26 protein-coding genes and 1 tRNA gene are annotated in these 26,650 nt (G+C 69.1%); 11 read left to right on the top strand and 16 right to left on the bottom strand.

Going from position 1 to position 26,650, the window contains the following annotated elements; all coding sequences use genetic code 11:
- The first annotated feature begins 32 nt into the window (after positions 1-32).
- The 4 genes from ACERLL_RS02695 to ACERLL_RS02680 all read left to right on the top strand — a co-directional run bounded on the left by ACERLL_RS02695 (position 33) and on the right by ACERLL_RS02680 (position 3,604).
- Entirely contained in the window at positions 33-452 is a 420-nt protein-coding gene (locus tag ACERLL_RS02695; protein ID WP_373654520.1) for a hypothetical protein, read from the top strand.
- 113 nt (positions 453-565) lie between these two features.
- A complete protein-coding gene (nth, locus tag ACERLL_RS02690; protein WP_373654839.1) occupies positions 566-1,219 on the top strand; it encodes an endonuclease III in 654 nt (217 codons plus the stop codon).
- Positions 1,220-1,364: 145 nt separating this feature from the next.
- The gene (locus ACERLL_RS02685; protein ID WP_373654519.1) at positions 1,365-1,817 is read left to right on the top strand and encodes a DUF1841 family protein; all 453 of its coding nucleotides are present in this window, start codon (positions 1,365-1,367) and stop codon (positions 1,815-1,817) included.
- Positions 1,814-3,604 carry a M3 family oligoendopeptidase gene (locus tag ACERLL_RS02680; protein WP_373654518.1) on the top strand — a complete coding sequence of 597 codons (1,791 nt, stop codon included), beginning with the start codon at positions 1,814-1,816 and terminating at the stop codon, positions 3,602-3,604. The genes ACERLL_RS02685 and ACERLL_RS02680 overlap by 4 nt, the downstream gene beginning before the upstream one ends.
- A 65-nt stretch (positions 3,605-3,669) precedes the next feature.
- Here ACERLL_RS02680 and ACERLL_RS02675 read toward each other — a convergent pair whose 3' ends face one another.
- Together ACERLL_RS02675 and ACERLL_RS02670 are read right to left on the bottom strand one after the other, a co-directional pair.
- Complete coding sequence (locus tag ACERLL_RS02675) at positions 3,670-3,825, bottom strand: hypothetical protein (RefSeq protein WP_373654517.1); 156 nt, start codon at positions 3,823-3,825, stop codon at positions 3,670-3,672.
- 21 nt (positions 3,826-3,846) lie between these two features.
- Positions 3,847-4,641 (bottom strand): spermine/spermidine synthase domain-containing protein, encoded by a 795-nt coding sequence (locus tag ACERLL_RS02670; protein WP_373654516.1) that lies wholly within the window; start codon positions 4,639-4,641, stop codon positions 3,847-3,849.
- A gap of 137 nt (positions 4,642-4,778) precedes the next feature.
- Here ACERLL_RS02670 and ACERLL_RS02665 point away from each other — a divergent pair, with 137 nt between their 5' ends.
- From ACERLL_RS02665 to ACERLL_RS02655, 3 genes are all read left to right on the top strand, one after another.
- Complete coding sequence (locus ACERLL_RS02665; RefSeq protein ID WP_373654515.1) at positions 4,779-5,306, top strand: hemerythrin domain-containing protein; 528 nt, start codon at positions 4,779-4,781, stop codon at positions 5,304-5,306.
- Positions 5,307-5,323: 17 nt separating this feature from the next.
- Positions 5,324-6,022, top strand: coding sequence for a PP2C family protein-serine/threonine phosphatase (locus ACERLL_RS02660; protein ID WP_373654514.1), 699 nt, complete (start codon positions 5,324-5,326; stop codon positions 6,020-6,022).
- A 73-nt stretch (positions 6,023-6,095) separates the two neighbouring features.
- Positions 6,096-6,725, top strand: a complete 630-nt coding sequence (locus ACERLL_RS02655; RefSeq protein WP_373654513.1) for a hypothetical protein — start codon at positions 6,096-6,098, stop codon at positions 6,723-6,725.
- A gap of 13 nt (positions 6,726-6,738) precedes the next feature.
- On the opposite strand, the gene bioB is transcribed toward ACERLL_RS02655, so the two are convergent.
- The gene (bioB, locus tag ACERLL_RS02650; protein ID WP_373654512.1) at positions 6,739-7,710 is read right to left on the bottom strand and encodes a biotin synthase BioB; all 972 of its coding nucleotides are present in this window, start codon (positions 7,708-7,710) and stop codon (positions 6,739-6,741) included.
- 175 nt (positions 7,711-7,885) lie between these two features.
- Between bioB and ACERLL_RS02645 the strand changes: the two genes are divergently transcribed.
- The 3 genes from ACERLL_RS02645 to ACERLL_RS02635 all read left to right on the top strand — a co-directional run bounded on the left by ACERLL_RS02645 (position 7,886) and on the right by ACERLL_RS02635 (position 10,590).
- A complete protein-coding gene (locus ACERLL_RS02645) occupies positions 7,886-8,758 on the top strand; it encodes a phosphate ABC transporter substrate-binding protein (RefSeq protein ID WP_373654511.1) in 873 nt (290 codons plus the stop codon).
- 28 nt (positions 8,759-8,786) lie between these two features.
- A complete protein-coding gene (locus ACERLL_RS02640) occupies positions 8,787-9,335 on the top strand; it encodes a cob(I)yrinic acid a,c-diamide adenosyltransferase (RefSeq protein ID WP_373654510.1) in 549 nt (182 codons plus the stop codon).
- Between the two features lie 70 nt (positions 9,336-9,405).
- A complete protein-coding gene (locus ACERLL_RS02635) occupies positions 9,406-10,590 on the top strand; it encodes an FG-GAP repeat domain-containing protein (protein ID WP_373654509.1) in 1,185 nt (394 codons plus the stop codon).
- A 22-nt stretch (positions 10,591-10,612) separates the two neighbouring features.
- On the opposite strand, the gene ACERLL_RS02630 is transcribed toward ACERLL_RS02635, so the two are convergent.
- The 11 genes from ACERLL_RS02630 to rpsU all read right to left on the bottom strand — a co-directional run bounded on the left by ACERLL_RS02630 (position 10,613) and on the right by rpsU (position 21,969).
- A complete protein-coding gene (locus ACERLL_RS02630; RefSeq protein WP_373654508.1) occupies positions 10,613-11,254 on the bottom strand; it encodes an ABC-type transport auxiliary lipoprotein family protein in 642 nt (213 codons plus the stop codon).
- The gene (locus tag ACERLL_RS02625) at positions 11,251-12,174 is read right to left on the bottom strand and encodes an MlaD family protein (protein ID WP_373654507.1); all 924 of its coding nucleotides are present in this window, start codon (positions 12,172-12,174) and stop codon (positions 11,251-11,253) included. Before ACERLL_RS02625 ends, ACERLL_RS02630 begins: the two co-directional genes overlap by 4 nt.
- A 5-nt stretch (positions 12,175-12,179) precedes the next feature.
- Positions 12,180-12,953, bottom strand: coding sequence for an ABC transporter ATP-binding protein (locus tag ACERLL_RS02620; protein ID WP_373654506.1), 774 nt, complete (start codon positions 12,951-12,953; stop codon positions 12,180-12,182).
- Positions 12,954-14,093, bottom strand: a complete 1,140-nt coding sequence (locus tag ACERLL_RS02615) for an MlaE family ABC transporter permease (RefSeq protein ID WP_373654505.1) — start codon at positions 14,091-14,093, stop codon at positions 12,954-12,956.
- A 115-nt stretch (positions 14,094-14,208) separates the two neighbouring features.
- Positions 14,209-14,466, bottom strand: a complete 258-nt coding sequence (locus tag ACERLL_RS02610) for a hypothetical protein (protein WP_373654504.1) — start codon at positions 14,464-14,466, stop codon at positions 14,209-14,211.
- A 139-nt stretch (positions 14,467-14,605) separates the two neighbouring features.
- Positions 14,606-14,682 (bottom strand) — tRNA-Ile (locus tag ACERLL_RS02605).
- Positions 14,683-14,772: 90 nt separating this feature from the next.
- Complete coding sequence (gene rpoD / locus ACERLL_RS02600) at positions 14,773-16,641, bottom strand: RNA polymerase sigma factor RpoD (RefSeq protein WP_373654503.1); 1,869 nt, start codon at positions 16,639-16,641, stop codon at positions 14,773-14,775.
- 136 nt (positions 16,642-16,777) lie between these two features.
- Complete coding sequence (dnaG, locus tag ACERLL_RS02595; RefSeq protein ID WP_373654502.1) at positions 16,778-18,604, bottom strand: DNA primase; 1,827 nt, start codon at positions 18,602-18,604, stop codon at positions 16,778-16,780.
- A gap of 20 nt (positions 18,605-18,624) precedes the next feature.
- Positions 18,625-21,096, bottom strand: a complete 2,472-nt coding sequence (locus tag ACERLL_RS02590; protein WP_373654501.1) for an endonuclease MutS2 — start codon at positions 21,094-21,096, stop codon at positions 18,625-18,627.
- A gap of 184 nt (positions 21,097-21,280) precedes the next feature.
- The gene (locus ACERLL_RS02585) at positions 21,281-21,727 is read right to left on the bottom strand and encodes a GatB/YqeY domain-containing protein (RefSeq protein ID WP_373654500.1); all 447 of its coding nucleotides are present in this window, start codon (positions 21,725-21,727) and stop codon (positions 21,281-21,283) included.
- A gap of 8 nt (positions 21,728-21,735) precedes the next feature.
- Positions 21,736-21,969 (bottom strand): 30S ribosomal protein S21, encoded by a 234-nt coding sequence (gene rpsU / locus ACERLL_RS02580; RefSeq protein WP_373654499.1) that lies wholly within the window; start codon positions 21,967-21,969, stop codon positions 21,736-21,738.
- A 177-nt stretch (positions 21,970-22,146) separates the two neighbouring features.
- Here rpsU and tsaD point away from each other — a divergent pair, with 177 nt between their 5' ends.
- Positions 22,147-23,172 (top strand): tRNA (adenosine(37)-N6)-threonylcarbamoyltransferase complex transferase subunit TsaD, encoded by a 1,026-nt coding sequence (gene tsaD, locus ACERLL_RS02575; RefSeq protein WP_373654498.1) that lies wholly within the window; start codon positions 22,147-22,149, stop codon positions 23,170-23,172.
- A 163-nt stretch (positions 23,173-23,335) separates the two neighbouring features.
- Here the strand turns inward: tsaD and plsY are convergent, their stop codons facing one another.
- Entirely contained in the window at positions 23,336-23,938 is a 603-nt protein-coding gene (gene plsY / locus ACERLL_RS02570) for a glycerol-3-phosphate 1-O-acyltransferase PlsY (RefSeq protein WP_373654838.1), read from the bottom strand.
- A gap of 17 nt (positions 23,939-23,955) precedes the next feature.
- Positions 23,956-26,631 (bottom strand): heavy metal translocating P-type ATPase, encoded by a 2,676-nt coding sequence (locus ACERLL_RS02565; protein ID WP_373654497.1) that lies wholly within the window; start codon positions 26,629-26,631, stop codon positions 23,956-23,958.
- Positions 26,632-26,650: the final 19 nt, after the last annotated feature.

Raw genomic sequence — 26,650 nt, 5'->3', positions numbered from 1 at the left:
ACCAGCGGCAAACCAGCAACAAGGAAAGACCCATGAGCGGACACGAGCTGCCTTTCGAGAAGCGCGTTGACCGCAATGCCATGCATAGCTTCTTCGAATACCACGGCTTCGACGAGGAGCTGGAGGAGGCGTATTACCGCTTCCTGTTCGATTTCATCCTGGAGCGGATGGAAAAGGACAACGGCCTCAAGGCCGCCTTCGGCCCCACCTTCCAGCACTACCCGCACGGCCAGCACCACGGCGAGGACTTCCACCTCCACGGCCACAAGTGGGCAGTGCGCGCCGCCGACCTGGGCAACTTCATCGGCAAGACTGCCTATCTCGCCATGTCCGATGCCGACAAGGAGGATTTCGCCCGGCGCCACGCGGAGAAGGTGACCGAGCTCGACGGCCGGGTGGCGGAGCGCGGACGCGCGGAAACCGACGACATCCCCGCGTATCGCCATACCTGAGGCGGCATCCCGGGAAACCGCGCACGGGCGGCCCCAGGGCCGCCCGCTTTTTCCCTGGCTCTCCAGCCGCACAGCAACCGGAATACGACCGCATGTCCGACGCCCCCCGCGCCATGACCGCCGAGGAAGCCGAGGCCTTCATCGCCCGCCTTGCGGAAACGGATCCCACCCCCACCACCGAGCTCAATTACTCCACGCCCTTCGAGCTGCTGGTGGCGGTGAGCCTCTCCGCCCAGAGCACCGACGTGGGCGTCAACAAGGCCACGGAGAAGCTGTTCCCGGTGGCCAGCACCCCGGAGGCCATGCTCGCGCTGGGCGAGGAAGGCATCCGCGACTATATCCGCACCCTGGGCCTGTTCAACAACAAGGCCAAGAATCTGGCGGAGGCCTCGCGCATCCTGGTGGAGGAATACGGCGGCGGGGTGCCGGAGGAGCGGGCGGCCCTGGAACGGTTGCCGGGGGTGGGCCGCAAGACGGCCAACGTGATCCTCAATACCGCCTTCGGCCATCCCACCATCGCAGTGGACACGCACATATTCCGGGTCTCCAACCGCACCGGCCTGGCCCCGGGCAAGAACGTCACCGCCGTCGAGCGGGCCCTGGAGGCCATTCTGCCGGCCGCCTACAAGCGCCACGCCCACCATTGGCTGATCCTGCACGGGCGCTATACCTGCACCGCCCGCCGTCCCAAGTGCGCGCAGTGCCGGGTGTACGACCTGTGCCTGTGGCCGGAGAAGGAGGAGTACGCCGAATCGGCGGCCTCGTGAACGACAAAACCACAACGCCAAACCACCAAGAGCGCCACCACACGCCAAGGAAAAGACCAAAAAGCCTCGGAACCTCGGTCCCGGGCACGGATTCTCATACTCCAAGACCTTTTTAGACCCGCGGAAACGCGAACAAGGACCCCCTATGCTATTCGGCAACGACCGTTCCGAGACCCGCGAGGTGTTCTTCCGCTCCTGGGAGAAATTCCACAAGGGCGAGCCCCTCGAGCCCGGCGAGCAGCTGGTGATCGACGTGCTTCATCGCCACCCCGAGTACCACCGGGTGGTGGGCGACCGCGAAGGCTACGCCGACTACGAGTGGACCCCGGAGAGCGGCGAGACCAATCCCTTCCTGCACATGGGCATGCACATCGCCATCGCCGAACAGGTGGGCACGGACCGGCCCCAGGGGATCCGGGAGGCCTACCAGCGGCTGGCGGCCGGCATGGGGGACACCCATGCCGCGGAGCACGAGATCATGGAATGCCTGGGCCGATCCCTCTGGGAGGCACAGCGGTCGGGCGGCCAGCCCGACGAGCAGGGCTATCTGGAATGCATCCAGCGCCTGGCCCGCGACAAGGGAGGACCCGCGCAATGACCACGGACGTGCATGCGGTTCGCTGGGACCTTTCCGATCTCTACACCGGGCCGGACGATCCGGCTATCCAGCAGGACCTGGACGCTGCGGAGGCCGAGGCGGAGGCGTTCCGCGCCACCTACCACGGCCGGGTCGCCGAGCTGGCCGCGGAGGAGCTGGCCGAGGCGGTGGCCCGGCTTGAGGCCCTGGAGCAGCGGCTGGCCCGGCCGGCGGTCTACATCCAGCTATTGCACACCGTCCGCACCGACGACCCGGAGGTGGGCGCGCTGCTCACCCGGGTGGAGGAGCGGGCCACGGCCATCGGCAATCAGGTGCTGTTCTTCCAGCTCGAATGGCAGGGGGTGGACGACGAACGGGCCGCGTCCCTACTGACCGACGCATCCCTGGCCGGCTACCGCCACTTCCTGGAGACCACCCGCCAGTACCGGCCCTACCGCCTCTCCGAGCCGGAGGAACGGATCCTGGCGGAGAAGCAGCTCACCAGCCGCTCCGCCTGGAACCGGTTGTTCGACGAGACCTTCGCTCGGCTGCGCTTCGAGGTGGACGGCGAGCGGCTCTCCGAGGAGGAGGTGCTCTCCCGCCTCAAACGGGAGGACCGGGAAACCCGGCGGGCCGCAGCGGCGGGGTTCACCGCCGGGCTGCAAGCGCAGCTGCCCCTGCTCACCCATGTCTTCAACACCGTGCTTTCCGACAAGTCCATCGAGGACCGCCTGCGCGGCTACCCGCATTGGCTCACCGAGCGCAACCTGGATAACGAGGCCTCCGACGCCATGGTGGAGGCCCTGGTGGGGCGGGTCACCGACCGCTACGACCTGGTGGCGCGCTATTACCGGCTCAAGGCCCGACTGCTCGGCCTCGACACCCTGCACGACTACGACCGCTACGCGCCGCTGCCCGGCACCCAGCGCACGGTTTCCTGGGACGAGGCCCGGGAGACGGTGCTCGGCGCCTTCGGCGGCTTCTCGCCGCGGATGCGGGAGATCGCCGAGGAGTTCTTCGCCCGCGGCTGGATCGACGCCCCGGTGGTGGACGGCAAGCAGGGCGGCGCCTTCTCCCACCCCGCCACACCGGACGTCCATCCCTACGTGCTGGTGAACTTCACCGGCACGCCCTCGGATGTCATGACCCTGGCCCACGAACTGGGTCACGGCGTCCACCAGTACCTGGCGCGCGAACAGGGCTTCTTCAACGCCGACACACCGCTCACCACCGCCGAGACCGCCTCGGTGTTCGGCGAGATGCTGGCCTTCGAGCACCTGATGGGGCAGGAGGGGGACGAGCGGGCCCGACTCGGGCTGCTTTGCAACAAGCTGGAGGAGATGTTCGCCACCGTGTTCCGGCAGGTGGCCATGAATCGCTTCGAGCACGCCGCGCACACCGCCCGCCGCGAGGAGGGCGAGCTGTCCGCGGAGCGTCTGGGCGCGCTCTGGATGGAGACCCAGCGCCCCATGTTCGGGGACAGCGTGGTGCTCACCGAGGACTACCGCGCCTGGTGGTCCTACATCCCCCACTTCCTGCACGTGCCGGGCTATGTCTACGCCTATGCCTTCGGCGAGCTGCTCACGCTGGCTCTCTACGAAAGCTACCGGGAGCAGGGCGCGGACTTCGTGCCGCGCTACATGGAGCTGCTCGCCGCCGGGGGCTCGGATAGCCCCGAGGCCCTGGTGGGGCGGCTCGGCCTGGACCTCTCCGACCCCGGATTCTGGGACCGCGGCCTGACGGTGCTGGACTCCATGGTGGCGCGCGCCGAGCGGCTGGCCGATTCGGTGGGCACCCTGACCGGCTGAGCCGGACCGGTCTCAGGCCCGGCCGGGGATCGCGGCCGGGCGGCCCCGAAGAAGGCGCGCATGCCCTACTCCGGGCGCACGGACTGCTCGAGCCGGTGCTCCTCCACACCGGCGATGAGCCCCATGAGGGGCAGAGCCGCCTCCGTCACCCGGTTCAGATCCTGACCCGACGCCGGCTGCCGACCAGGGCGACCACAGGAGCACCAGCCCAGGGTCTGCATCAATAAGTCTGAATCCTTGGGCTAGGGCCGGAGGGAATCCAGCCACCCCCGGCGATGGGGCGCCAGATCGGTGAGATAACGCCGGTAGGCGAGGCCGATACGCTCCTCGAGGAAGACGGCGCGGTCCGTGAGCTCGTGCCAGGGATTCTCGGGCAGGGGGGCCCGTCCGGCGAAGGCGGAGACATTGGCCCGTCCCCGGGCCTGGAGCCGGTAAACGGGCGCTCCGTAGACTTCCTCCAGGGCTCCCAGGGTACCGCGCAGCCGTCGCCGGTTGCTGCTCCAGAGGTTGGCGGCGAGCACCCCCTCCGGATGCAGCCCCAGCCAGCAGCGCTCGTAGAATTCGGCGAGCAGGGTCGCCTGCTCCGGCCCGTCGGCGTTGTAGGCATCGGCCACGATCAGGTCCCAGCCCCGCCGGGGCGCGGTGCCGGGCTCGGCGAGGAAGGATGCCGCGTCGCGGAGGTGGATGGTCAGGCGCGGATCCTCCAGGGGGAGGGCAAAGAAATCGCGGGCCACGGCCACCACCTGGGCGCGATTCTCCACCGCCTCCACCCAGGCCCGGGGAAAATAATGGAGGAAGAAATGGGCGAGGGCCCCGCCGCCCAGCCCCACCAGCAGGATGCGCCGCGGATCGGGCCGGAACAGGAGCGCCGCGGTCAGGGTCCGAGTATAAGGCAGCACCAGCGCGTGGGGCGCGTCCGGGCGGACGCTGCTCTGCTTGGACGGGCTGCCGAAGTAAAGGCTCCGGGCTTCCCCCTCCTGGACCACCTCGATGGTCCCCTCGGCGTCACTGTGCCGGTACAGGGTCTTGCGGTCCACGAAGGCCTCCGGACGAATTGAGGAAGGGAACCCGCATTTTGGCATACTCCGCGGGCGCCCGATCCTTGCCGCGCGCCCTGTTGGAGTCAATGATGATAGGGCGCTAACCGAGCCCACCGCCTGCCACGGGGAGCATCATGCACCGCAGCGATCCGCTTCAGCCCCTGAGCCGTCAGCACCACATCGCCCTGGTATTCGCCAAGACCCTACGCCAGTGGGAGCGTCTGGATCCGCCCCCCGATCCCGGCGAGAAGCGGGTAGTGGGGGAGGCCGCCCATCGCTTCTGGGAGGTAGAGCTGGTGCCGCACTTCCGCGCCGAGGAGGAAGGGCTGCTTGGGCGCTGGCACCGTCCCGGTACGGATTCGCTGGTGACCCGGGTACTGCAGGAGCATGTGGGCATTCACCGGGTAGCCCAGCGCCTGGGACGCTGCCTCCGGCAAGCGGACATCGAGAGCGCCTGGGAAGAAGCACTCCGCCTCGGCCAGTGCGTCAATGCGCACGTCCGCTTCGAGGAGCGCCACTGGCTCCCGGAGCTGGAAGCGGAAATGGATGCGGATTTGCTGGCCGAGGCGGAGCACGGAATCGGCCACGCCCTGGACCCGGAGGCGGCGGAACGGGCCCTTCCCCCCCGTCCGGACCGGGAACGGATCGGCGACGAGCATTAGCCGGGTGGCTGCGCATCATGGAGCCCTGGATCAGCGCCGCGGTATCCGAGATCGGACTACGCGGCACCAACGAGGACAGCTTCCTGGAAGCCCCCGACCTGCGCCTGTGGGCGGTGGCCGACGGCATGGGAGGCCATAGCCACGGCGAAGTCGCGAGCCGCACGGCCGTGCGCGCCTTGAAGCACGCCGTTCTGGAGGGGGAAGACCTGCCCGGCGCCGTGGCCGCCGCCAACCGCGCCACCTGGCGGGAGGCGCGGCACCGGGCCTCGGACATGGGTACCACGCTCGTTGCTTTGCGGCTTCACACCGACCGCTGGGAGCTGTCCTGGCTCGGGGATAGCCGGGCGTACCGCTGGTCCAACGGGCGTCTGGAGCGGCTTTCCCGGGACCATACCCTGGTCCAGCAGTGGGTGGAGCAGGGCCGCATAAGCGCCGGAGAGGCCCGCAACCACCCCTATGGACACGTGCTCACCCAGGCGGCCGGTCTCGAGGAGCAGGCCCGGACGGACAGCCTGGAGGGCCCCTTAACGGGCTCCGAGGTCTTCCTGCTGTGCAGCGACGGCCTCACCGATACACTGGGAGAGGAGCGGATCGCCGAAGTGCTGGACGACATGCCTCCGGCGGATCCGGCCCGGGCCCTGGCGGATGCCGCCCTGGCCGCGGACAATCCGTTCCAGGACAATCTCACCGTTGTGGTCATCCGGCGGCATCCCTGAGGGCGCCTCCGCGCCCGCCCGGGGCTCTCCGGGCGATCCGGCGGCCGCCGGAGAGTACGGAAGGAAGGCCGGCATGCCCAAATATTCCATCGACGCCCTGAACCCCAGCGGGACCCGGACCTGGCGCCTGCAAAGCGACGGGAGCTGGCGCAAGGCCCGGTTCGCCGAGCCGCTCGCCGGGGAGGACTACACCACGAAGGATTCCGCCGAGGCCAAGGGATGGCTGGCGGGCCATGTGGAAAAGGACTGGCGCGGTCGCGTTACATGGGAAGCGGCGCCCGATCGCGGCCCGTTCGCTCCGGGCGAGATCGGCATCCACGCCATCGCCCACCGGGAGGGAACGGCGCGGGTACCGGACCGGGAAGCCCTGAAGCGGGTCCTGGCCGAGGCCCCCTCCGAGGGGCGCCGCGTGGTCTGCCTGGACATGGACGGCAACTTCCTGCTGCGCGATCCCGAGGCCGAGCCCGTGGCCGGGGATCCTCGGCTCGCCGCCCACGGCGACAGCCTCTCGGGGCCGGCCTACCTGGGCCCGGAGGCGGCGGCCAACGACCGGTACGTCAACGAGACCTACCGCAATTTCCTCGGTGCCTGGTATCAGCACCTGCGCAGCGGCCGGGTGAGCCTCTATGCCGGGGAGCCCATCTGGGACCTGGATACGGCGTCGCTCATGGCCCGCATCCAGGACTGGCGAGGCGCCGGATAGCGGCGCCGGGGCCTCAGACCTCCGACTCGGCGCGCGAGTCCTGGGCCGCTTCCTCGATGGTCATGCCCAGCTTGTCGAGGAGGGCGCGGTCGCTGTTCTCGTTCGGATTGGGGGTGGTGAGGAGCTGCTCGCCGTAGAAGATGGAGTTCGCCCCCGCCATGAAGCACAAGGCCTGCTCCGCCTCGCTCATGGAGAGCCGCCCGGCAGCGAGGCGGATGTAGGAGGTGGGCAGACAAATCCGCGCCGCGGCCACGGTGCGGATGAACTCCACCACGTCCACCGGCTCGTTGTCCTCCATGGGCGTCCCGGGTACCGGCACCAGATTGTTGATGGGCACGCTCTGCGGCTGCGGCTCCAGGGCGGCGAGCTGGGCGATCAGACCGGCCCGGTCGGGGCGCTCCTCCCCGAGTCCCAGGATGCCCCCGCAACAGACGTTCATCCCGGCCTCCTGCACCTTCTGCAGGGTGTCCAGCCGGTCGCTGTAGGTGCGGGTGGAGATCACCTCGTCGTAATGATCCGGCGAGGTATCCAGATTGTGGTTGTAGTAGTCGAGGCCGGCTTCCGCCAGACGCTCCGCCTGTCCGTCCCGGAGCATGCCCAGGGTGGCGCAGGTCTCCATACCCATGCCCTTCACCGCGCTCACCATCTCCACCACCTGATCCAGATCCTTGTCCTTGGGACCCCGCCACGCGGCGCTCAGGCAGAACCGGGTGGCACCCGCCTCCCGGGCGGCGCGGGCCCGCTCCAGCACCTGGTCCACCTCCATCAGCCCGTCCCGCTCCGTGCCCGTATGATAGCGGGCGGCCTGGGAGCAATAACCGCAATCCTCGGGACAGCCGCCGGTCTTCACGGACAGGAGGCTGCTGACCTGCACGGCCCCCGGCCGAAAGTGCCGGCGGTGTACGGTCTGCGCCTCGTAGACCAGGTCCATGAAGGGCTTTTCCAGAAGCTCCTGGACCGCCTCGACGGATGGGGAATCGGGCATGGGGAAACGCCTCCAACTGCATTAAGTATGATCAGAAGCCGGCCCCCGGCGGGGACGCGGGGACATTGATTGTATTGGGCATTCGGCGACCTGGGATCCAGTTGCTAGAATGCCTCGACCGTCAACTCGGCTTTACGGGAAAGCCCACGAGGGAACCCCCAGCGGAGGCCCCGTCATGCAATCATTGCTGCGCCCGATCCTAGGGCTGTTCATCCTATCCGCCGCGATTATGGCGGTTTCCCCGGCGCCCGCCAAGACCTTGGAGTGGGGCGGCTGCGGCATCACCAAGAAGGCCTTCATGCGGGCCCTGGCCGGCGCTTTCCAGGAAAAGACCGGCACCAGGATCCATATCCAGGGCGGCGGGGCCACCTATGGCATCCGCGGCGTGCACGAGGGGGAGCTGGACCTCGGCGGCTCCTGCCGACCGGCGCTGGCCAACGACGAGCGCGAGGACGTGCGGATGGTGCAGCTGGCCTGGGACGCGCTGGTGGTGATCGTTCACCCTTCCAACCCCGTGAACGACCTCTCCGGCGGAGAGCTGGAAAAGGTCTTCCGCGGCGAGATCACCAACTGGAAGCAGCTGGGCGGTCCCGACAAGTTCATCATCATCGGCTACCGCTCCCTACCCCTTTCCGGCGTGGGCTATTCCTTCCGCGAGCTGGGCTTTCGGGAAAGCACCGGCGCCGGCGATTTCGCCCGCGGCCTGGCGCGCAAGTCCTCGGGACCGTTGGAAATGGCAGTGGAGCACGTCCCCGACGCCATCGCCGTCACCGGCGTATCCAGCGCCCGCAAGCGCGACGTGAAGATCATCGGAGTGGACGGCAAGGCCGCGTCCGCCGAAAATATCGCCAACGGCGACTACCCGCTCTACCGGCCCCTGTACCTGACCGTACCGCGGGATCCCGAGCCTGCGGTACAACGGTTTCTGGATTTCGCCCTCTCCGACGAGGGACAGCGCATCATCGCCGAGCAGGGCACCGTGAACCTGGAGATGGGTCGCAACCTGGACAATCCCTGGGGCGGCGACTACATCGAGCCGCCGCAATAGCAACGCAGCCTCCGAGGAGCCAATCAAAATGGGCCATCGGCTCTCCCGCATCTATACCCGTACCGGCGACGAGGGCAGCAGCGACCTCGGCGACGGGACCCGCGTGGCCAAGAATCACCCGCGCCTGGAGGCCTACGGCGACGTGGACGAGCTCAACAGCCAGGTGGGCCTGATCGCGGCCGAGCCCCTCCCGGAGGACATCGCCCGACTGCTCGGCGACCTCCAGCACGACCTGTTCGACCTGGGCGCCGAGCTGGTGGTCCCCGGCCACGAGGCCCTGCGCGAGGCGCAGGTGGATGCGCTCGAAGCCCGCATAGACGAGCTCAACGCCGAGCTGGGCCCGCTCAAGGAGTTCATCCTGCCCGGCGGCGGCCGGGCCGGCGCCCAGGCCCACGCGGCACGAACGGTCTGCCGGCGGGCCGAGCGGGCCGTGTATACCTTGTCGATCGAGGAGCCCGTCTCCGCGGTCACCCTCCGGTACCTCAACCGGCTCTCCGACCTCCTCTTCGTCCTGGCCCGGGCCATCAACCGCCGGACCGGCGCCCCCGAAACCCTCTGGAACCGCGACCGCGGCTGACCGGCTCCGCCCGATTGCCAACCTTCCCGGCGCGGGGCGCCGGGAGCCGTTCCCAACACCGAGGAAAACGATGACCGCGATGCACCTCCGCCTGGCCACCGCCGCGAGCCTCCTCCTGGCGGCTTGCGCCTCCGGACCGCAGGGTCCCGCCCTGGAAACGGGCGGAGCCACCTACCGGGCCTTCAACCACGGAGCGGAACGGGTGGCGGACTGCGATTTCAACGGCAGCGGCGCCACCGATTTCGTGGCCACCGGGCGCAGCCCCGAGGATGCGGGCCGCACCACCGTACTGGCCATCGACGGCGGGAGGCTTCGGCAGCCGCTCAACCTGCAGCGGGACTTCGCCGACCTGGCCACCGGAGATTGGGATGCGGACGGCCATTGCGATTTCGCGGGCATTCCCGGCGGCAGCTCCCGCAATGATGTGCGGGTCTTTTTCGGCGGCCCCCGCGCCACCTTTCCCGCCACCCTAGGGCGCACGGCCCGGCCCGACCACCCCCGGGCCCTGGCGAGCGGCGACTTCACCGGGGACGGCGTGGCGGATCTGGCGGTCCTCTACAAGACCTTCCGGGGCGGGGACAACGTCGTGGTGCTCCCCGGCGGACCGGACCGCGACCAGCCCCGAGCGAGCCACCAGCACCGGCTGAAGGGCACCGCCCGGGCCGCCCGGACCGCGGACCTGGACGGCGACGGCGATACGGACCTGGTCGTGCTCCGCGCGGACCGCCGGGTTACCGTCCTGGAGAACCGCGCCGGCAGACTCTCCCCCACCGATACCGCCGCCTACGGAACGGCGCCCGCCGGCGGCCGGCTCGACGCGGAGCTGGCCGTGGGCGACTTCGACGGCGACGGCGACCGGGAGCCGGTGGTCCTGGACCGCGGCGAGCGGCGCCTCTTCCTCTTCGACGGGGATCCGCGTCCCGCCATCACCCAGTCCTATCGCCTGTCCGGAGGCCGGGCGCCCCGGGCGCTGGCGGTGGCGGACCTGGACGGCGACGGGGTCAGCGACCTGCTGGTGGGCGCCGGGGAAGCGGAGCCCCGCCTGACCGCCCTGCGGGTACGCCCGGGAGACGGGGGCCCCACGCTCCGCGATACCGGCTCCCTGGTCCTGGAGGGCCTGACCCGGGTGGACCGGGTCCGCTTCACGGATTTCGACGGCGAGCGGGGCGCCGGGGCGGTGGTATGGGGCCTCCGGGGCGAAGCGCCGCGGATCGGCCTGGTCCGCGACATCCGGATCGCCGTGCCGCGCCCCTGAGGAGCCGGCCCGGCGCATCCGGTCAGCCCCGCGGGCCCATCTCCGGGCGCAGGGCATCCAGGACCGCGGTGTAGGCGTCCTCCAGCAGCTCCTCCAGTCCCACCACCACCGACCCCAGACGGTTGGCCGAGGCCCTCCGCTCCCGAACCTCCCGAACCTGGACCAGCGTCTTCCCGTTCCCGGGCCGGCTCAGGGTGGCCACCAGGGTCACCTGCAGCTCAGGGGCCGTTTCCAGCCCCTTGCGGTATACCGCCTGGAAGTCCCGCACCGCCACCTGCAACCGGTAATCGGCGGACGACACCTCCGTGGGGGTGCCCACCCGTACCCGGGGCAGCCGATGCTCCAGACTCTCGGCGAAGAAGGCCTGCAGGAGCTCCGGCAGGGACTGGGCCCAGCGCGCGTTGGCGAAGTAGTCCAGCCGCTGCCCGCCGCGGATCAGCGCGATGCGGTCCGTGGCGAGTCCGGGCGCCACCTGGGGCAGCTCCACCACCAGGGAGGTGGGCCGGCCTTCGGGCTTTTCCACGCCGGACTGGCGGGGCGGCAGGGCGTTCAACAGGTACAGGCTCGGCGCCTTGTCCTCCGACTGGGCGGACAGGGAGATGCAGCCGCCGAGCGGCAGAGCCGCCAGCAGCACCGCCACGAGGGCCAGGAGTCGAGTCGTCATTGGGGGATTTCCACGCCTTCTGCGCCCGGCTGATAGATGAGCTGGGAGGGATTCTCCTTCAGCCGGCGGCTCAGCTCCCGCACTTCCTTCAGGGTCGCGCGGCCGTCCTCCAGGAACAGGCGCAGCTCCTCCAGGCCTTCGCTGGTGAACCGGTCGAGGTCGCCCCGGTGCTGGGCCAGGAAGCGGTCGAGGCGTCCGCTCAGGGCGCGCAGATTGCCCAGGGCGGCCTCCGCCTCGGGCAGCACCTGCCGCGCCGCGCGCATGGTCTTCCGGGTGCCGGTCAAAGTCCGGTCCACGCCGGCGAGGGTCTCGCGGGTGCGGTCCATGATGCCCGAGAGCTCCCGGACGCGGCCGTTGAGATTCTCCGTGAGTCGATTCGCGCCCTTCAGCAGGGCATGCACCTGGCGTTCCGTGTCCTTGCCCAGCAGCCGTTCCGCCCTGCGGGCCACGTTCTCGATCCGCTTCAGAATCTTGGGCAGGTCCTCGAACACCTGCTCCAGCCGCGAGGGACGCGAATCGAGCACGGCGAAGCGCTCCCCGGGGGGCTTCCGCGGGGGCGGCGCATCGGCTTCGCGCGTTTCCAGACCCACGTACGCGAGCCCGGTGAAGCCCACGGACCGGCTCGTGGCCACGGTGGTCCGATTGACCGGCGTATTGGCCGAGACCTGGATATGAACCCGGATGAACCGGGGCCGATCCTCCAGTACCTCGATGGCGATCACACGCCCCACCTCCACCCCCTGATACTGGACCTCGCTTCCCGCATCGAGCCCCCCCACGCTGCCCTGGAAATAGATGCTGTACTGTTCGAAGTCCTCGCCCTCCGGGTTCTGGGAGAACCAGAGCAGGAACAGGAAAAAGCCGATCCCGGTCAGGATCACCACGATACCCACCGTTATATAGCGTACGTCGCGTTCCATGGTGCCTAGCGCCTGTTCAGGACCGACTGCATCCGTGCGCCGCGGAAGAAGGCGCGAAGCCACGGATGCGGGTGACGCTGCATCTCCTCGAGGGTCCCGGTAATCGCCTTGCCGTCCACGAGCACCGCCAAGCGGTCACAGATCTCGGCGAGGGTGTGGAGGTCATGGGTGGTCAGAACCACCGTCAGGCCGAAGGTGTCCCGCAGATCGCGGATCAGCTCGTCGAGGGCGCTGGCGGAAATCGGATCGAGTCCGGAAGTGGGCTCGTCCAGGAACAGGATCTCGGGATCCAGGGCCAGGGCCCGGGCCAGCGCCGCCCGCTTGTTCATGCCACCGGACAGGTCCGCCGGGAATTTTTCGCCGTGCTCCACCGGCAAGCGCACCAGCCGCAGGCGGAGCTTGGCCAGCGCCCGTCGCAGACCATCGGAAAGGCGGAAATGCTCCTGCATGGGAAGCTCGATGTTCTCGAGGACGGTCAGCCCGGAGAAAAGCGCCCCCTGCTGAAACAGTACTCCCCACTCCTTCTGCACCATTCGCCACTGGGCCGGAGAAAGGTCGCGGATATCACGCCCCTGGAACAGGATCCGGCCGCCAACCGGCCGCTGCAGACCGATCAGGCTGCGCAGCAGGACGCTCTTGCCGCTCCCCGACTCCCCGACCAGACCGAAGATCTCGCCGCGATGCACCTCCAGATCCACGGCGTCGTGGACCATCTGACTGCCGAAGCGGTTCACCAGCCCCTCTACCCGGACCATGGGCTCCGGGGCCGGCGCCTTCATTCAGATCCCGGCCCGGGAGAGCGCCACGGACACCACGGCGTCCGCGACGATGACCAGGAAGATGGACTGCACCACGGAGATGGTCACCTGCTGGCCCACCTCCTCGGGGGATTCGGCCTCCTTGATCCCCCAGAAGGTGGCGGTGGTGGCGATCATGAAGGCGAATACCGGCGCCTTGATCATGCCCATCCAGAAAGAATCCGGGGTCAGCGCGGAGCGGGCCTGATGCAGGAACTGCGGCAGGGAAAGCTCCACCAGCATGCGGGCGCTGAAGGCGGTCCCCACCAGGCCGAACAGGTCGGCAAGGAAGGTGAGCAGGGGCACCATGATCATCAGGGCGAGGATGCGCGGCAGCACCAGCACCTCCGTGGGGCTCATCCCGAGGGTCTCCATGGCGTCGATCTCGCCGTTGAGCCGCATTACCCCCAGCTCCGCGGCGAAGGCGCTTCCCGACCGGCCGGCCACCACCACGGCGGTAAGCAGTACGCCCATCTCCCGCAGGAGGGACACCACCGTGAGATTGATGGTGTAGATCTCCGCGCCGAAGCGCTCCAGCTGGACCACACCCTGGTAGGACAGCACGATGCTGATCAGGAAGGCCATGAGGCCCACGATGGGGATGGCCGTGACCCCCGCGCGGTACATGTTGGCCACCACGGCACCGAACCGGAACCTGCGGGGGTGCACGAGGATCCGGAGCGTGGTCATGAACACGCCGGCCAGGAATTCGGCGGACTCGCCGGCATGGCGCAGCCCCCCCACGCAAGTCCGGCCCAGGCCCTCCAGGCGCTTTAGGATGCCATTCCGGCGCCGGGGCTCCGCCGGCTCGCCGCTGGCGGACACCTTGGCGATCCGGGCGATAAAGCGGGAATGGGCCGCGCGGAAGCCATCCTGCTCGACCTCGATCCCCCGTTCGGCCAGGGCGGTGTACATCCCGTTCAGCTGCCAGGCGCCGACCGTGTCCAGGGCATCGATGCCCTCTCCCCGGACCACCACCCGCTGGACGTTTTTCACTGCGTCCAGTGTGCCGTCCACCGTCTCCTCGCTGTTCCCTGCGTGATCAATCACCCAGCTCCCGGAAAGCCGGATGATCGCCTGCCGCTCCCCCTGCTCCAGGCTGATCCGGGGCTCGCCTGCCATGCGTCGCCTCCCTGCGGGGACGGGGTCCGTCCGGGGCTCTCTGTGCACATGCCTTGACGGGCTTCTGTTCCGTCTCCCGCCTTCCGCGCCGGGGGAGCGGAACGACGCTCCCGGATCAGGAGATGTCCGCAGAGGCCTCCCGGACGAACCGGTCCGCGAGCATTCGAGGACCGACCCCGCGGATGAAGGCGAGCAGCTTGGTCCCCCGGGTACGGTTGAGCAGCAATTCACCGCATGGGCTGTCAAAACAGCCGCGCAGGACGTCACCCGACTGTAATTCCTGCCTTTCCAGCACTTCCATCCAGACGAACAGCCCGTCTTCCCGCTCCACGGCAAAGCGGCCCTGCTGGCCGATACGGATCTGTCCATCCATCGAATTTCCCCCTTTCACACATCGCTACCGGTTGGGTGTCAGGCACCTCCCTGATCAGTATTTCTGCCCGGGAGGACCCTAACCATCCGGATGACCCCCAAATAAAAAAGGCCTCCCGCTTTGGCGGGAGGCCTGGTGCTGGTGGGCTCGGTCGGACTCGAACCGACGACCAAGGGATTATGAGTCCCCTGCTCTGACCAACTGAGCTACGAGCCCGGAGAAAACCATGAATGTACCCGGAGCCCGGCGCGGCCATAATGGAGCGCGCCGGCCATTACCGGGGTTCGCCAGCTCGCGGACGGAAGATTAGGCGCTGCTGCCCTCGCTGTCCACCTCCATGAAGCTGGAGAGCCGCTTGGAACGGGAGGGATGGCGCAGCTTGCGCAGGGCCTTGGCCTCGATCTGACGGATACGCTCGCGGGTGACGTCGAACTGCTTGCCCACCTCCTCGAGGGTATGGTCGGTCTGCATGCCGATGCCGAAGCGCATGCGCAGGACCTTCTCCTCGCGCGGGGTCAGCTCCTTGAGCACCTCGTCGGTGCACTCGGCGAGGCTGGCGGAGATGGCCGCCTCCACCGGGGCCTGGGTGTTCTTGTCCTCGATGAAGTCACCCAGGGCGCTGTCCTCGTCGTCGCCGATGGGCGTCTCCATGGACAGGGGCTCCTTGGCGATCTTGAGGATCTTGCGCACCTTCTCCTCGGGCATCTCCATCTCTTCCGCGAGCTCCTCGGGCGTGGGCTCGCGGCCCATCCGCTGCAGCATCTGCCGGGAGGTCCGGTTGAGCTTGTTAATGGTCTCGATCATGTGGACCGGGATGCGGATGGTGCGCGCTTGGTCGGCGATGGCCCGGGTGATGGCCTGCCGGATCCACCAAGTGGCGTAGGTGGAGAACTTGTAGCCGCGCCGGTACTCGAACTTGTCCACCGCCTTCATCAGGCCGATGTTGCCCTCCTGGATCAGGTCCAGGAACTGCAGGCCCCGGTTGGTGTACTTCTTGGCGATGGAGATCACCAACCGCAGGTTGGCCTCGGCCATTTCGGTCTTGGCGCGGCGGGCCTTGGCCTCGCCGGTGGTGATCTGGCGGTGCAGCTCCTTCACCTCCCGCACGGGCAGGCCGGACTGGCGCTCGATGTCCGAGAGGCCTTCCTGATGCTCCCGGACGCGGTCCCGCACCGCCTTCAGGTCGGTGGCCTGCGGGTGGCCCTGCTCCAGGAGCTGGTCCATCCACTCGGTGTGCCCTTCCCAACCCTGGAAGTTGCGCAAGAACTCCTTGCGCGCCATGCCGGCTTCCTTGCAGCAGAGATCCATGATGGAGCGCTCGGACTGGCGCAGCTCGTTCACCTGCCGCTGGGCCCGCTCGGTGAGCTCGTCGATTAGCCGCGGATTGAGCTTGATGCGCTGGAATTCCGCAGCCAGGGCATCCCGCTTCTCGTGGTAAGGATCGGCACGGACACCCTGCTCCGCCCGGACCGCCATGGCTTCCTGATAGAGCTCCCGGCACCGGTTGAACCATTCGGTGGCCTGGGCTTCCAGCTCCTCCTTGGAGACCTCCTTTTCGGCGTCCTCCTCGCTGGGCTCCGCCGCTTCGCCTTCTTCCTCCTCAAGCTGCTCCACGGCGGCGTCGAGGGCGGCATCCTCCTGTTCGAGGTCGCCTTCCTTGGCCTCACCCTGCTCACCCTCCTCGGCGTCCACCGCCAGCAGGATCTCATCGAGACGCAGGTTGCCCTCACTCCACTGATCTCCGAGTGACAACACCTCCTCGAAGGTGGACGGCAGACTACACAGAGCGCGGATCACCTGGTTCCGGCCCTCTTCGATGCGCTTGGCGATCTCGATCTCGCCCTCGCGGGTCAGCAGCGGCACGCTGCCCATCTCCCGCATGTACATCCGCACCGGGTCAGAAGTCTGCCCCAGATCGGCCTCCACGTTGGCTACCGCCTCTTCGGCATCCTCGTCGGTGGCCGCGGTTCCCCCGATGAGCATTTCGTCCTGGGGCGCCTCGTCGAGGACCTCGATCCCCATATCCCCGATCATGCTGATGATGCTCTCGACCTGCTCGGCCTCGAGCACGTCCTCGGGGAGGTGATCGTTGATTTCCTTATAGGTGAGGTAGCCGCGCTCTTTCCCCAGCGCGATGAGGCGCTTTAGCTCGGAGCGCTCGGCCTGGTTACTCATGCGGCAATCCCTCCTGGCTGAACTGATACATAGGCTCTTGGGTCCCGGTGCTGCGACTGGGGCTCGTCCGGGTCGGCTCCCCGCCCGGACCGTTGGTCTTTGACGGCCCGCGCCTGAAGGGCAGGGACGGTGTCCGTCATTGCGTCGCCGGACCCGGCTGCGGGGCGGCGATCCGTTCCAGGTCCTGCTTCTGACGTTTGAGGTCGGTGAACTCCTTCCACTCCTCGGTGGACAGGGAGCTAGCCCGAGCCTGCTCCTCCAGGGCGTCCAGGCGCGCCTGGATGGCGTGGACCTGGAGCTTGTGCAGGCATCCCTTCAGCTCCATCCGCCGGCCTTCGGGCGGCACCCCGGGGTCCTGTCCGGCCAGCTGGGCCAGCGCCTCTCCGTAGGGAATCTGACGCATGTGCTCGATCAGCGCTCCCACGGAGATCTCCGGATGCGCGTGCACGATCTCGGACGCCGAGAGCAGCAGGTGGATGCCTGTCGAGCGGTGCCGGGACAGATCGTCCGCCACCGCCAGCACGTCCTCCGCCAGCTGATGGGGGTCATACAGCAAAAGCAGCAGGGCGCGCCGCGTAACCGGTTGACGCCGCAAGAATTCCAGGGAGCGCTGTACCTGATCGGCTCCCTCCGCTACGTTAGACCCGCGATTTCGCGGCATGCTCCGCTGCAGATGACGAATGACTTGTTTTTGGCCGAGTTTGACAATGCCATCCAGGCGCTGCACCAGTAAATCGCGTACTTTCTCGTCCCGTATATGACCGTAGAAGGGACCGGCCAATTCCAGCAGCCGATCGCGCCCTTCGGCGTAATCCAGATCCACGCGCTCCTTCAGGCCCTGGATCATGAACTCGAACAGCGGAAGGCCCGCGTCCAGCCGTTCTCGGAAGGCCGCCGCGCCCTCGCGGCGCACCAAACTGTCGGGGTCTTCCCCTTCGGGAAGAAACAAGAATCGTACCAAGCGCCCCTGACCGGCCTCGGGCAACGCGGTCTCCAGGGCGCGCCACGCGGCATCCCGACCCGCGTCGTCCCCGTCGAAGCAGAACACCACCTCGGGCACCGTACGCAGCAGGAGACGCAATTGGTCGCCGGTGAGCGCCGTGCCCAACGGAGCCACGGCATGATCCACTCCGGCCTGGGCCAGGGCGATCACGTCCATGTAGCCTTCCACCACCAGGGCCCGCTGCTCCCGGCGCAGCGCCTGGCGCGCCTCGTGCAGCCCGTACAGCTCCCGCCCCTTGTGAAAGAGCGGCCCCTCCGGGGAGTTCAGGTATTTGGGCTCACCGTCCCCCAGCACCCGGCCCCCGAAGGCGATCACGCGCCCGCGGCGGTCGCGGATGGGGAACATGAGCCGCTCGCGGAAACGGTCGTAGACCGAGCCGCTACGATTGATCACCAGGCCGAGCGCTTCCAGGGCCTCACGGTTCGCCGCGTCCCGGCCCAGCGCCCCGGCCAGATTGCGCCATCCGGCCGGCGCGAAGCCGAGCCGGAAACGGGCGGCGGTTTCGCCGCTGATCCCCCTTTCCTGCAAATAGCTCTGCACCTGCTCCGCCTGCTCGTGGTGGCGGAGCTGGTATTCGTAGTAGCGGGCCGCCTTCTCGTTGACCTCGGCCAGGAAGGCCGGGCTCGGGCCCTCTGTGTCGCGGTCCTCCCGGCCGCCACCGGCCTCCTCGGGCACCTCCAGACCGTAACGACCGGCCAGCTCCCGGACCGCCTCGGGGAAGCGGAGATGCTCGTACTCCATGAGGAACCCGAGCACGTTCCCTCCCGCCCCGCACCCGAAACAGTGGAAGATCTGGCGTTCCGGGTTTACATTGAACGATGGAGTCCGCTCTTCGTGGAACGGGCACCGGGCCTTGAAATTGCCCCCCTGCTTTTTCAGGGGAACGCATTCATCGACGACCTCCACAATATCGGCGCGGGCCAGGAGCTCATCGATGAATGATTGGGGAATTCGCCCCATGGGAGGGCCTCTTTTCTCCGTCAGCCGGAGCGGGCGCTGGAACCGCCCTTCTTGAATTCCACCTCGGTAACGCCGGCCCCGCCTTCCTCCGGCCGGGCGAAACCGAACCGGGCCACACGGCCGTCATCGGTCAGCATCTCCTGGACCGATTTGGACAGCACGCCCGTCCCCTTGCCATGCAGCACGGTAACGTGACCGAGTCCGGCACCATAGGCGTTGTCCAGGAAATGCTGCAGCGCGGCCATAGCCTCGTCCCGCCGCTTGCCGCGCAGGTCGATCTGGGTACTCTCCGGCAGTGACGGCCCCCGGCGGCCTGTTCCCCCGCCACTAGGGGCCGCCGGCTCCGCGGCCGGGGCCTCGGGCTCGGCGGCCTGCGTGCGCTGGAAGTTCTCCAGCTTGCCGGTCACCCGCTTGCCGCCCAGGTCCATCTCCACCTCGCCCCGGTCGTGGTCGACACCCACCACCTCGCCGGCCTGTCGGAACGGGGCGAGACGTCCCCGATCCCCAACATTGACCCTCAGTGGCTGTTCGACAACAGGGGCTTCCGCCTGTTCCGTCGGCGCCTGGCGACGGAACTCCGCGTCCAGGCGCGCCAACGCCTCGTCGGCGGCCGCGGTGTTTCCGGTCTCCTTGAGGTGCCGGATGATCTCGCGCACCTCCGCGCGTGCCGACTCCAGGGCCTGGTTCCACTGGGCTTCTACCTTGCCGAAGGCCTCCTCGCGCTCCGCGGACAGCCGTTCCCGCAGGCTCCGGGCTTCCCGCTCCGCCGCCTCGCCGCGACGGCGGGCCTCCGTAGCCTCTTGACGCTCCGCGGTGGCCTCCGCCAGCAATCGGTCCCGCTCCGCCAGCAGCCGCTCCACCTCCTGGGTCTCCTCCCCAAGGGCCTCCCGCGCCTCCTGCAGCAAGTCTCCCGGCAGGCCCAGGCGCTCGGCGATCTCGAGCGCCTGGGAGCGGCCGGCCTGGGCCCATTCCACCCGATAGGTGGGGGCGAGATGCTCCACGTCAAAGGACAGGGCGGCGTTGACCACCCCGGGATGACGCACGGCATAGTGCTTGAGCCGGTCGAGGTGCGTGGATACCAGCGCCACGGATCCGGCGCGGCGGAGCCGTTCCAGGACGGCCACGCCCAGGGCGCTGCCCTCGCCGGGGTTGGTGCCCGAGCCCAGCTCGTCGATGAGCACCATCCGGTGCTCGTCCACCCCCTCCAGTACCCCCTTCAAGCGCACCAGCTGCGCGGAGAAGGTGGACAGGTCCGCCGCCAGGCTCTGCTGGTCGCCGATCACGGCCCAGAGGTCGGCGAAAGCGCCCACGCGGCCGCTGGCGGCGATGGGCAGGCCGCAGTAGGCCATCCAGTGGGCGAGGCCCACCGTCTTGAGCAGTACGGTCTTGCCGCCGGTATTGGGCCCGGACACCACCAGACAGCGGGCCTCGCCGCCCAGGGCGAGATCGGTGGCCACCACCGACTCGCGACCGTGCTCCAGCACCAGCAGGGGATGGGCCGCCGCTTCCAGGTCGAATTCCGGACCGCCCGAGAGCTCGGGCACGGAGCCGCCCAGATCGGCGCGCAGGCGCTCGCCCGCCTGGAGTAGATCCAGCAGGCCCAGGAAGCCCTCCGCGCCTTCCAGCTCCTCACTGGCGCGCGCCACGGCGCGGGTGGCCAGCACCCGCACCTGATACTCCTCGCGCAGCACCTGATTCTCCGCCTGCTCCAGGGCATTGTTCAGGGACACCGCGTCCAGGGGCTCCATGAACACGGTCTCCCCGCTGCCCGAGGCGGCATGCACCACGCCCTTGACCCGGCCCTGGCTCTCGGCCTTGACCGGCAGCACGTAGCGCCCCTGGCGCAGGGTTACCCGCGTATCCTGGAGAAGGGGGCGAAGCGCATTGCTCTGCGCCCGCTGCTCGAGGTGGCTGCGCACCCGGTCCCGGGCCTGGCGCACCCCGGCCCGCGCGGCGGCCAGCTCGGGGCTCGCCTGGTCCCGGATGCCGCCCGCCGGATCCATGATCCGGTCCAGGTGGCGGACCAGCTCCTCCGGCCGGGAGAAGCCGCCCAGGTATTCGGCGAGCAGGGGATTCTCGACCTCCGCCGCGCAGGCTTCCACCTCGGCGGCGGCGATCAGGAAATGATGGACGGCGCCGAGGTCATCGGTCTCGAGCACCGCGTTCTCGATTCGGGCCCGTTTCAGCGCGGAGCGGATATCCGGCAGGGCGAGACGGGGCAGGGGCCTGCCCGCGGCCGTTTCCTCGGCCACCGCGGCGGCCAGGACCAACCGTCCGGCCACGGCCTCGGCATCGCGCAACGGATCCAGGGAATCGGCCCGCTCCGACCCGTACGGGTTGGCGGTCCGTTCCCGGAGGACGCGGCGGATTCGGCCGGTCTCCAGCGGATCATCCGGCGGGGTGGCGCCGGAGGCATACCGGCCCAGGAGCGTGGGCAGGCGAGGATCGCCAGCCTGCCTGGGTATCTCGCGGTCGGAAATCAGTTGAGTCACCGCAGCCTTGACGCGTTCTACAGGTGCTTGAGGGCTTGCGAGCGCCCGTACGGAACAGAAGGGTAGCCACTTCCTCGGCCGCCGCCCCGCGGGCCCGGCCCCGTAGCCGTCCTCCAACAACAGCACACCCCCGGGAATTCAATATCCACGGGGGAGACAGGTCCACTCGCGTTTTTTCGACCGCTCAGGAGCCCAAACGCTCCTTGACGCGCTGGCTCACCGCACCGAGGTCCGCCCGGCCCTGCAGCTTGCCCTTGAGCCGGCCCATGACGCTTCCCATATCCTGTGGGCCGCTGGCGCCGCTCTCGCTGATGGCCTCGTCGATTGCGGCGTCCACCTCCTCCTGGCTCAGGGCGGGAGGCAGGTACTCCGCGAGCACCTCCGCCTCGGCTTCCTCCGCGGCGGCCTGCTCCTCGCGGCCGGCATCGCGGTACTGCTCGGCAGAGTCCCGGCGCTGCTTGATCAGCTTGTTGATGAGCGCGAGCTGGTCCGGCTCGGCGAGCTCCTCGCCCTGCTTGATCTCGGCGTCCTTGAGAGCCGAGCTCAGCATGCGCAAAGTCCCCAGACGGGCCTTGTCCTTGGCCCGCATGGCGGCCTTGGTATCATCGTTGATCCGGTCTTTCAGGGTCACGCCGTAACCTAGCGGTTACGCCAGCCGCTGGTGCTGCGCTCCATGCGGCGCTGCTGCCGGCGAAGGCGCTTGAGCAGGCGCTTGCGGGCGGCGGCTTCCTTGCGCTTGCGGGCTTCGGTGGGCTTCTCGTAGCGCTCGCGGCGCCTAGCTTCGGAGATAACGCCCGCCTTTTCGCAGGATTTGCGGAAGCGCTTGAGCGCGGCTTCGAACGGCTCGTTATCGCGTACCTTGACGGCTGTCATAGACACCCCTCCTCGTGGCTAGCCGACTTCACCGGAAAACTGATTATTCTACGCTCGTAAGGCAACCCATTGCAAGCCTCCGGCAAAGGGCGCCGCACGCGGTATGCCGGCATATTCCCGTAGCGCGGCGGAGCGCCTAGAATAGGCCTCCCAGCCAGCAACCAAGCGCGAGGCCCCGTGCGCGTTCTCGGTATCGAAACCTCCTGCGATGAAACCGGCATCGCCCTCTGGGACAGCGAAGCCGGTCTGCTCGCCCACCGCCTCCACTCCCAAACCGAGATCCACGCCACTTACGGCGGCGTGGTCCCGGAGCTGGCCTCGCGGGACCATATCCGGCGCACCATCCCCCTGGTGGAGCGAACCCTGGCGGACGCCGGGCTCGACCTGGACGCCGTGGACGGGGTAACCGCCACCGCGGGACCGGGGCTGCTGGGGGCGCTGCTGGTGGGGCTTTCCGCCGGCAAGGCCATCGCCTTCGCCCGGGAGCTGCCCTTCCTGGGCATCCATCACCTGGAGGCCCACCTGCTGGCACCGGCCCTGGAGGAGCGGCCGCCGGAATTCCCCTTCCTGGCCCTGCTGGTCTCCGGGGGCCATACCCTGCTCGCCGAGGTGTCGGGGGTGGGACGCTACCGCCTGCTGGGCCAGAGCCTGGATGACGCCGCCGGCGAGGCCTTCGACAAGACCGCCAAGCTCCTGGAGCTCGGCTTCCCGGGCGGCCCGGCGGTGGCCCGGGCCGCGGAGGGAGGCGACGCGGCGGCCTTCGACCTGCCGCGCCCCATGGTGGACAAGCCCAATCTCGACTTCAGCTTCTCCGGCCTGAAGACCGCCGTACTCAATGCCGCCAAGGCCGCGGGCGACGACCCGGACCCGGGATTCCGGACCGACCTTTGCGCGAGCTTCCAGGAGGCGGTGGTAGACGTCCTCTGGCGCAAATCGGCGCGCGCCCTGGAGCAGGCGGGGCTGGATCGCCTGGTGGTAGCCGGCGGCGTGGGCGCCAACGCCCACCTGCGCACCCGCTTCGCGGCGGCCACCGAGGAGCTGGGCGTGGGCCTGCACTTCCCGCGCCCCGATTTCTGCACCGACAACGGCGCCATGGTGGCCCACGCCGGGGGCCTGCGGCTGGTCGCCGGCGAGCGCGACGGCTGGGACCGCACCGCCGTGGCCCGCTGGCCCCTCGACGAGCTGCATCCGCCTACCACCTGACCTCCTAATGGCGGGCTTACCGCCAAGTACGCCAAGCGCACCAAGAAGACGAACAGTGCAGAAGAAAAGCAGGGGTAAAGAACGCTGGAGCCGGACCGCACCCCCTTGCGCCCTTTTACTCTTCTTGTGACTTTTCTTGGCGTCCTTGGCGGTTCAAAGTCGTTCAGGCGGTTTTGGACTTGTCGCCGATGCGGGACTCCTCGCCCCGGACCAAACGAGTGATGTTGCCCTTGTGGCGGTAGACGAGGAGCAGGGCCAGCACCACGCCCAGAGCGATGAGCGGGCCGTGGCCGGGGTGCCAGTAGGCGCTCCACAGGGGCACGCTGACCGCCGCCGCCAGGGCAGAGAGCGACGAGTACCGGGTCAGGGCGGCCACCGTCAGCCAGGTAGCTACCAGGGAGCCAGCCACCGCCGGCGCCAGGGCCAGGTAGACGCCGAGTCCGGTGGCCACGCCCTTGCCGCCGTTGCGGAAGCCGGAATAGGCGGGGAACAGGTGTCCGAGGAAGGGGGCGGCGGCCACGAGGGCCAGCGGCCAGCCGCTCAGCCAGATCATCGCCACGGCTACCGGGACGGTCCCCTTGAGGATATCGGCCGCCAGGGTCAGGGCCGCGGGCAGCTTGCCGCCCAGGCGCAGGACGTTGGTGGCGCCGGGGTTTCCGGAGCCGGCGAAGCGGGGATCGGGCAGACCCAGCGCCCGGGAAACCACCACCGCCGAGGTCAGGGAGCCGACGGCATAGGCCGCGGCAAAGGCCACCGCCGCGGTCAGCCACATCACTTCGGGACTCAAAGGCGCACCCTCCGGAGCCGCAAGGCATTGATCGCCACCAGCAGGGACGCGGCCCCCATGGCGGCGGTGGCCACCACCGGAGACAGCGTCCAGCCGAGGAAAGGATACAGCAGTCCGGCGGCCACGGGGATGCCGACCCCGTTGTAGGCCGCCGCCCAGGCCAGGTTCTGGCGCGCGTTGCGCGCGGTCAGCCGGGCGAGACGCAGGGCCCGCCGAACCAGCCGGAGATCGCCGCGCAGCAGGGCCATATCCCCCACCGCCGAGGCGCCGTCGGCGTAAGCGCCCAGGGCGATGCCGATATCGGCCCGGGCCAGGGCCGGGGCATCCTTCACGGCCTCTCCGACCACCGCCACCTCCCGCCCCTGTTCCCGGAGCCGGCGGATCTCTTCGGCCTTGTGCTCCGGCAGGGCGCCGGCCACCACCTTCGCCACCCCCACCTGCCGGGCAAGGGCATGGGCGGTGCGCGGACTGCCCCCGGTAAGCAGAACCACCTGCTTATCGTCGCGTCGTAGCTCCCGCACCGCCTCCACCGCCGATTCCCGCACGGGGTCGCCAACGGCCACAAGACCCATCAGGTCCCCGTCCACGCCCACCCAGAGCACCGTCCGACCCTGCTCTTCCAGTGCCCGGGCGCGCCCCTGCAGGGGATCGGCATCCACGCCCACCTCCCTGGCGAGGGTGGCGTTGCCGCAGACTACCATCCGGCCGTTCACGATCCCGAACACTCCCTGGCCCGGCCAGACCTCGAAGCGCTCCGGGCGCCCTCCTTGGCAGCCCTGCTCGCGGGCATACATCCGGAGCGCCTCGGCCAGCACATGGTCGCTGCCTTCCTCCAGGGCGGCCACATCGGGGAGCCAGTGGGCCTCGGGATGGCTCGCCACCACCTCCACCACTTCCGGCCGCCCCCGCGTCAGGACCCCGGTCTTTCCGAGCACCACGGTATCCACCCGGTGGGCGCGCTCCAGGGCCCTGGCGGACCGGACGAGGATCCCCTGCATCGCCCCGATGCCGGCGCCAACCACCACCGAGGAAGAAGCCGCCAGCCCCAGGACTCGGGGGCTGGTCACCATGAGCACCGCCACGGCGTTGAACAGGGCCAGGGCCGGCTCGGGCCCTAGCCCCCACCAGACCGCGAGCACCAGCGCGGCGACGCCAAGGACGGCGGGCACCAGCTTCGCGGCCATATGCTCCCCCCAGGCCGCGAAGGCCGGCTGGCATGTCCGCACACGCCGCAGCTGCGCCAGCATGCGCGCCAGAAGCGTGCGCCCCTTCGCTGCCTCGACGCGGAAACGGAAGGTGCCGTGCTGGTTCAGGGTGCCGCCGACCACCCGGGCGCCCGGCTCCTTCTCCACCGGCGCCGCCGCGCCGGTGATCATGGACTCGTCGACGGTGGAGCGCCCTTCGATGATGCGTCCGTCCGCCGGCACCGGCTCCCCCGGGCGGACCACCACCACGTCCCCCGAGGTCACCTCTTCCACCGCCATATCCGCCACCCCCTCGCCGCGGACCACACGGGCCCGCCCGGGAATGAGCCGGACAAGCCGGTGAAGGGCCTCGCGAAGGCGCCCCTGCGCGCAGCCCTCGAGCCACCGCGTCAGCAGGAGCAGGACCACCATACCCCCGGCCGCGTCAAAAGCCGGCAACCCTGCCGTTCTCCCGGTATGAAGCCCCTCCGGGGCCAGCAGGACCGCCAGGCTGAGGAACGAGACCGCCGTTATGCCCAGGGCCGCCAGTGTGTTGGCATCCGCGGTGCCGCGCCGGGCCACCCGCCAGGCCCCGGCATAGACGGGAGCGCCCGCATAGGCGATCAGCGGCAGCACGAAAAGCAGCTGCAGGGCTTGATTGACCGCCGCGTCCAGGGGCAGCGCCCCCTGCAAGCCCAGGCGCGACCAGTTGGCCAGCAGCAGGATGGGCAGAAGCAGCCCCGACCCCGTCAGCAGGCGCCGCCGGATATCCGCCTGTCGCCGGCCCCGTTCCCGCTCCTCGCGCTCGACTTCCTCCGCTCCGCTCCCGGGGCGGATCAGCCGGAAGCCCCGACGGGCCACGGCATCGCGGAAATCGGCGTATCCGGTGCGTCCCGGCAGATAGGTGATGTCCGCCTGCTCCAGGGCCGGGTTTATTCGGGCGGCCAGAACTCCCGGCACATCGAGCAGCGCATCACGCAAACCGGCCACGCAGGTCCCGCATTGCAGGTCGCGCACCGGATAATGCCCGGTCTCCACCGGCACCGCGTACCCCGCTTGCTCGACGGCCACCACCAGTGCCTCCGGCCCCACCAAGCCGGACAGGTAGCGGATCCGTACCTGTCCGGACGCGCCCTCCAGCATCACGTCCATAACGCCCGTTTCGGCACCGAGCACCTCGCGGAGGCGGGCCGCCTCCCGGCCGCCCTCCAGTCCGGGCACCGGCAACAGCAGCTCGGCCGCCGGGGCCTCCCCTTCATGGCCCTCGAGGGTGCAGCCCGCACCGGCCACCGCGTCCGCCACTGCCGCCAGAACCGCTCCGGAGTCCCCCTCCACCCAGACCTCCAGACTTTCCGAAGCGGCATCCACTTCCACCGCCGCGACACCGTCCAGGGCCCCGATGACCGCTTCCACGACACGCTCCCCGCCGGGCGTCAGGCCCCGAACCGGCAGCCGGTGCCGGGTCCGGGCTTCCTCGATGGCTTCCATGATGGTTATTCCTTGCTCG

It is taken from the genome of Thiohalorhabdus sp. Cl-TMA (genome assembly GCF_041821045.1).
GTDB classification, from domain to species: domain Bacteria; phylum Pseudomonadota; class Gammaproteobacteria; order Thiohalorhabdales; family Thiohalorhabdaceae; genus Thiohalorhabdus; species Thiohalorhabdus methylotropha.
This window is presented reverse-complemented; position numbering and strand designations above follow the sequence as displayed.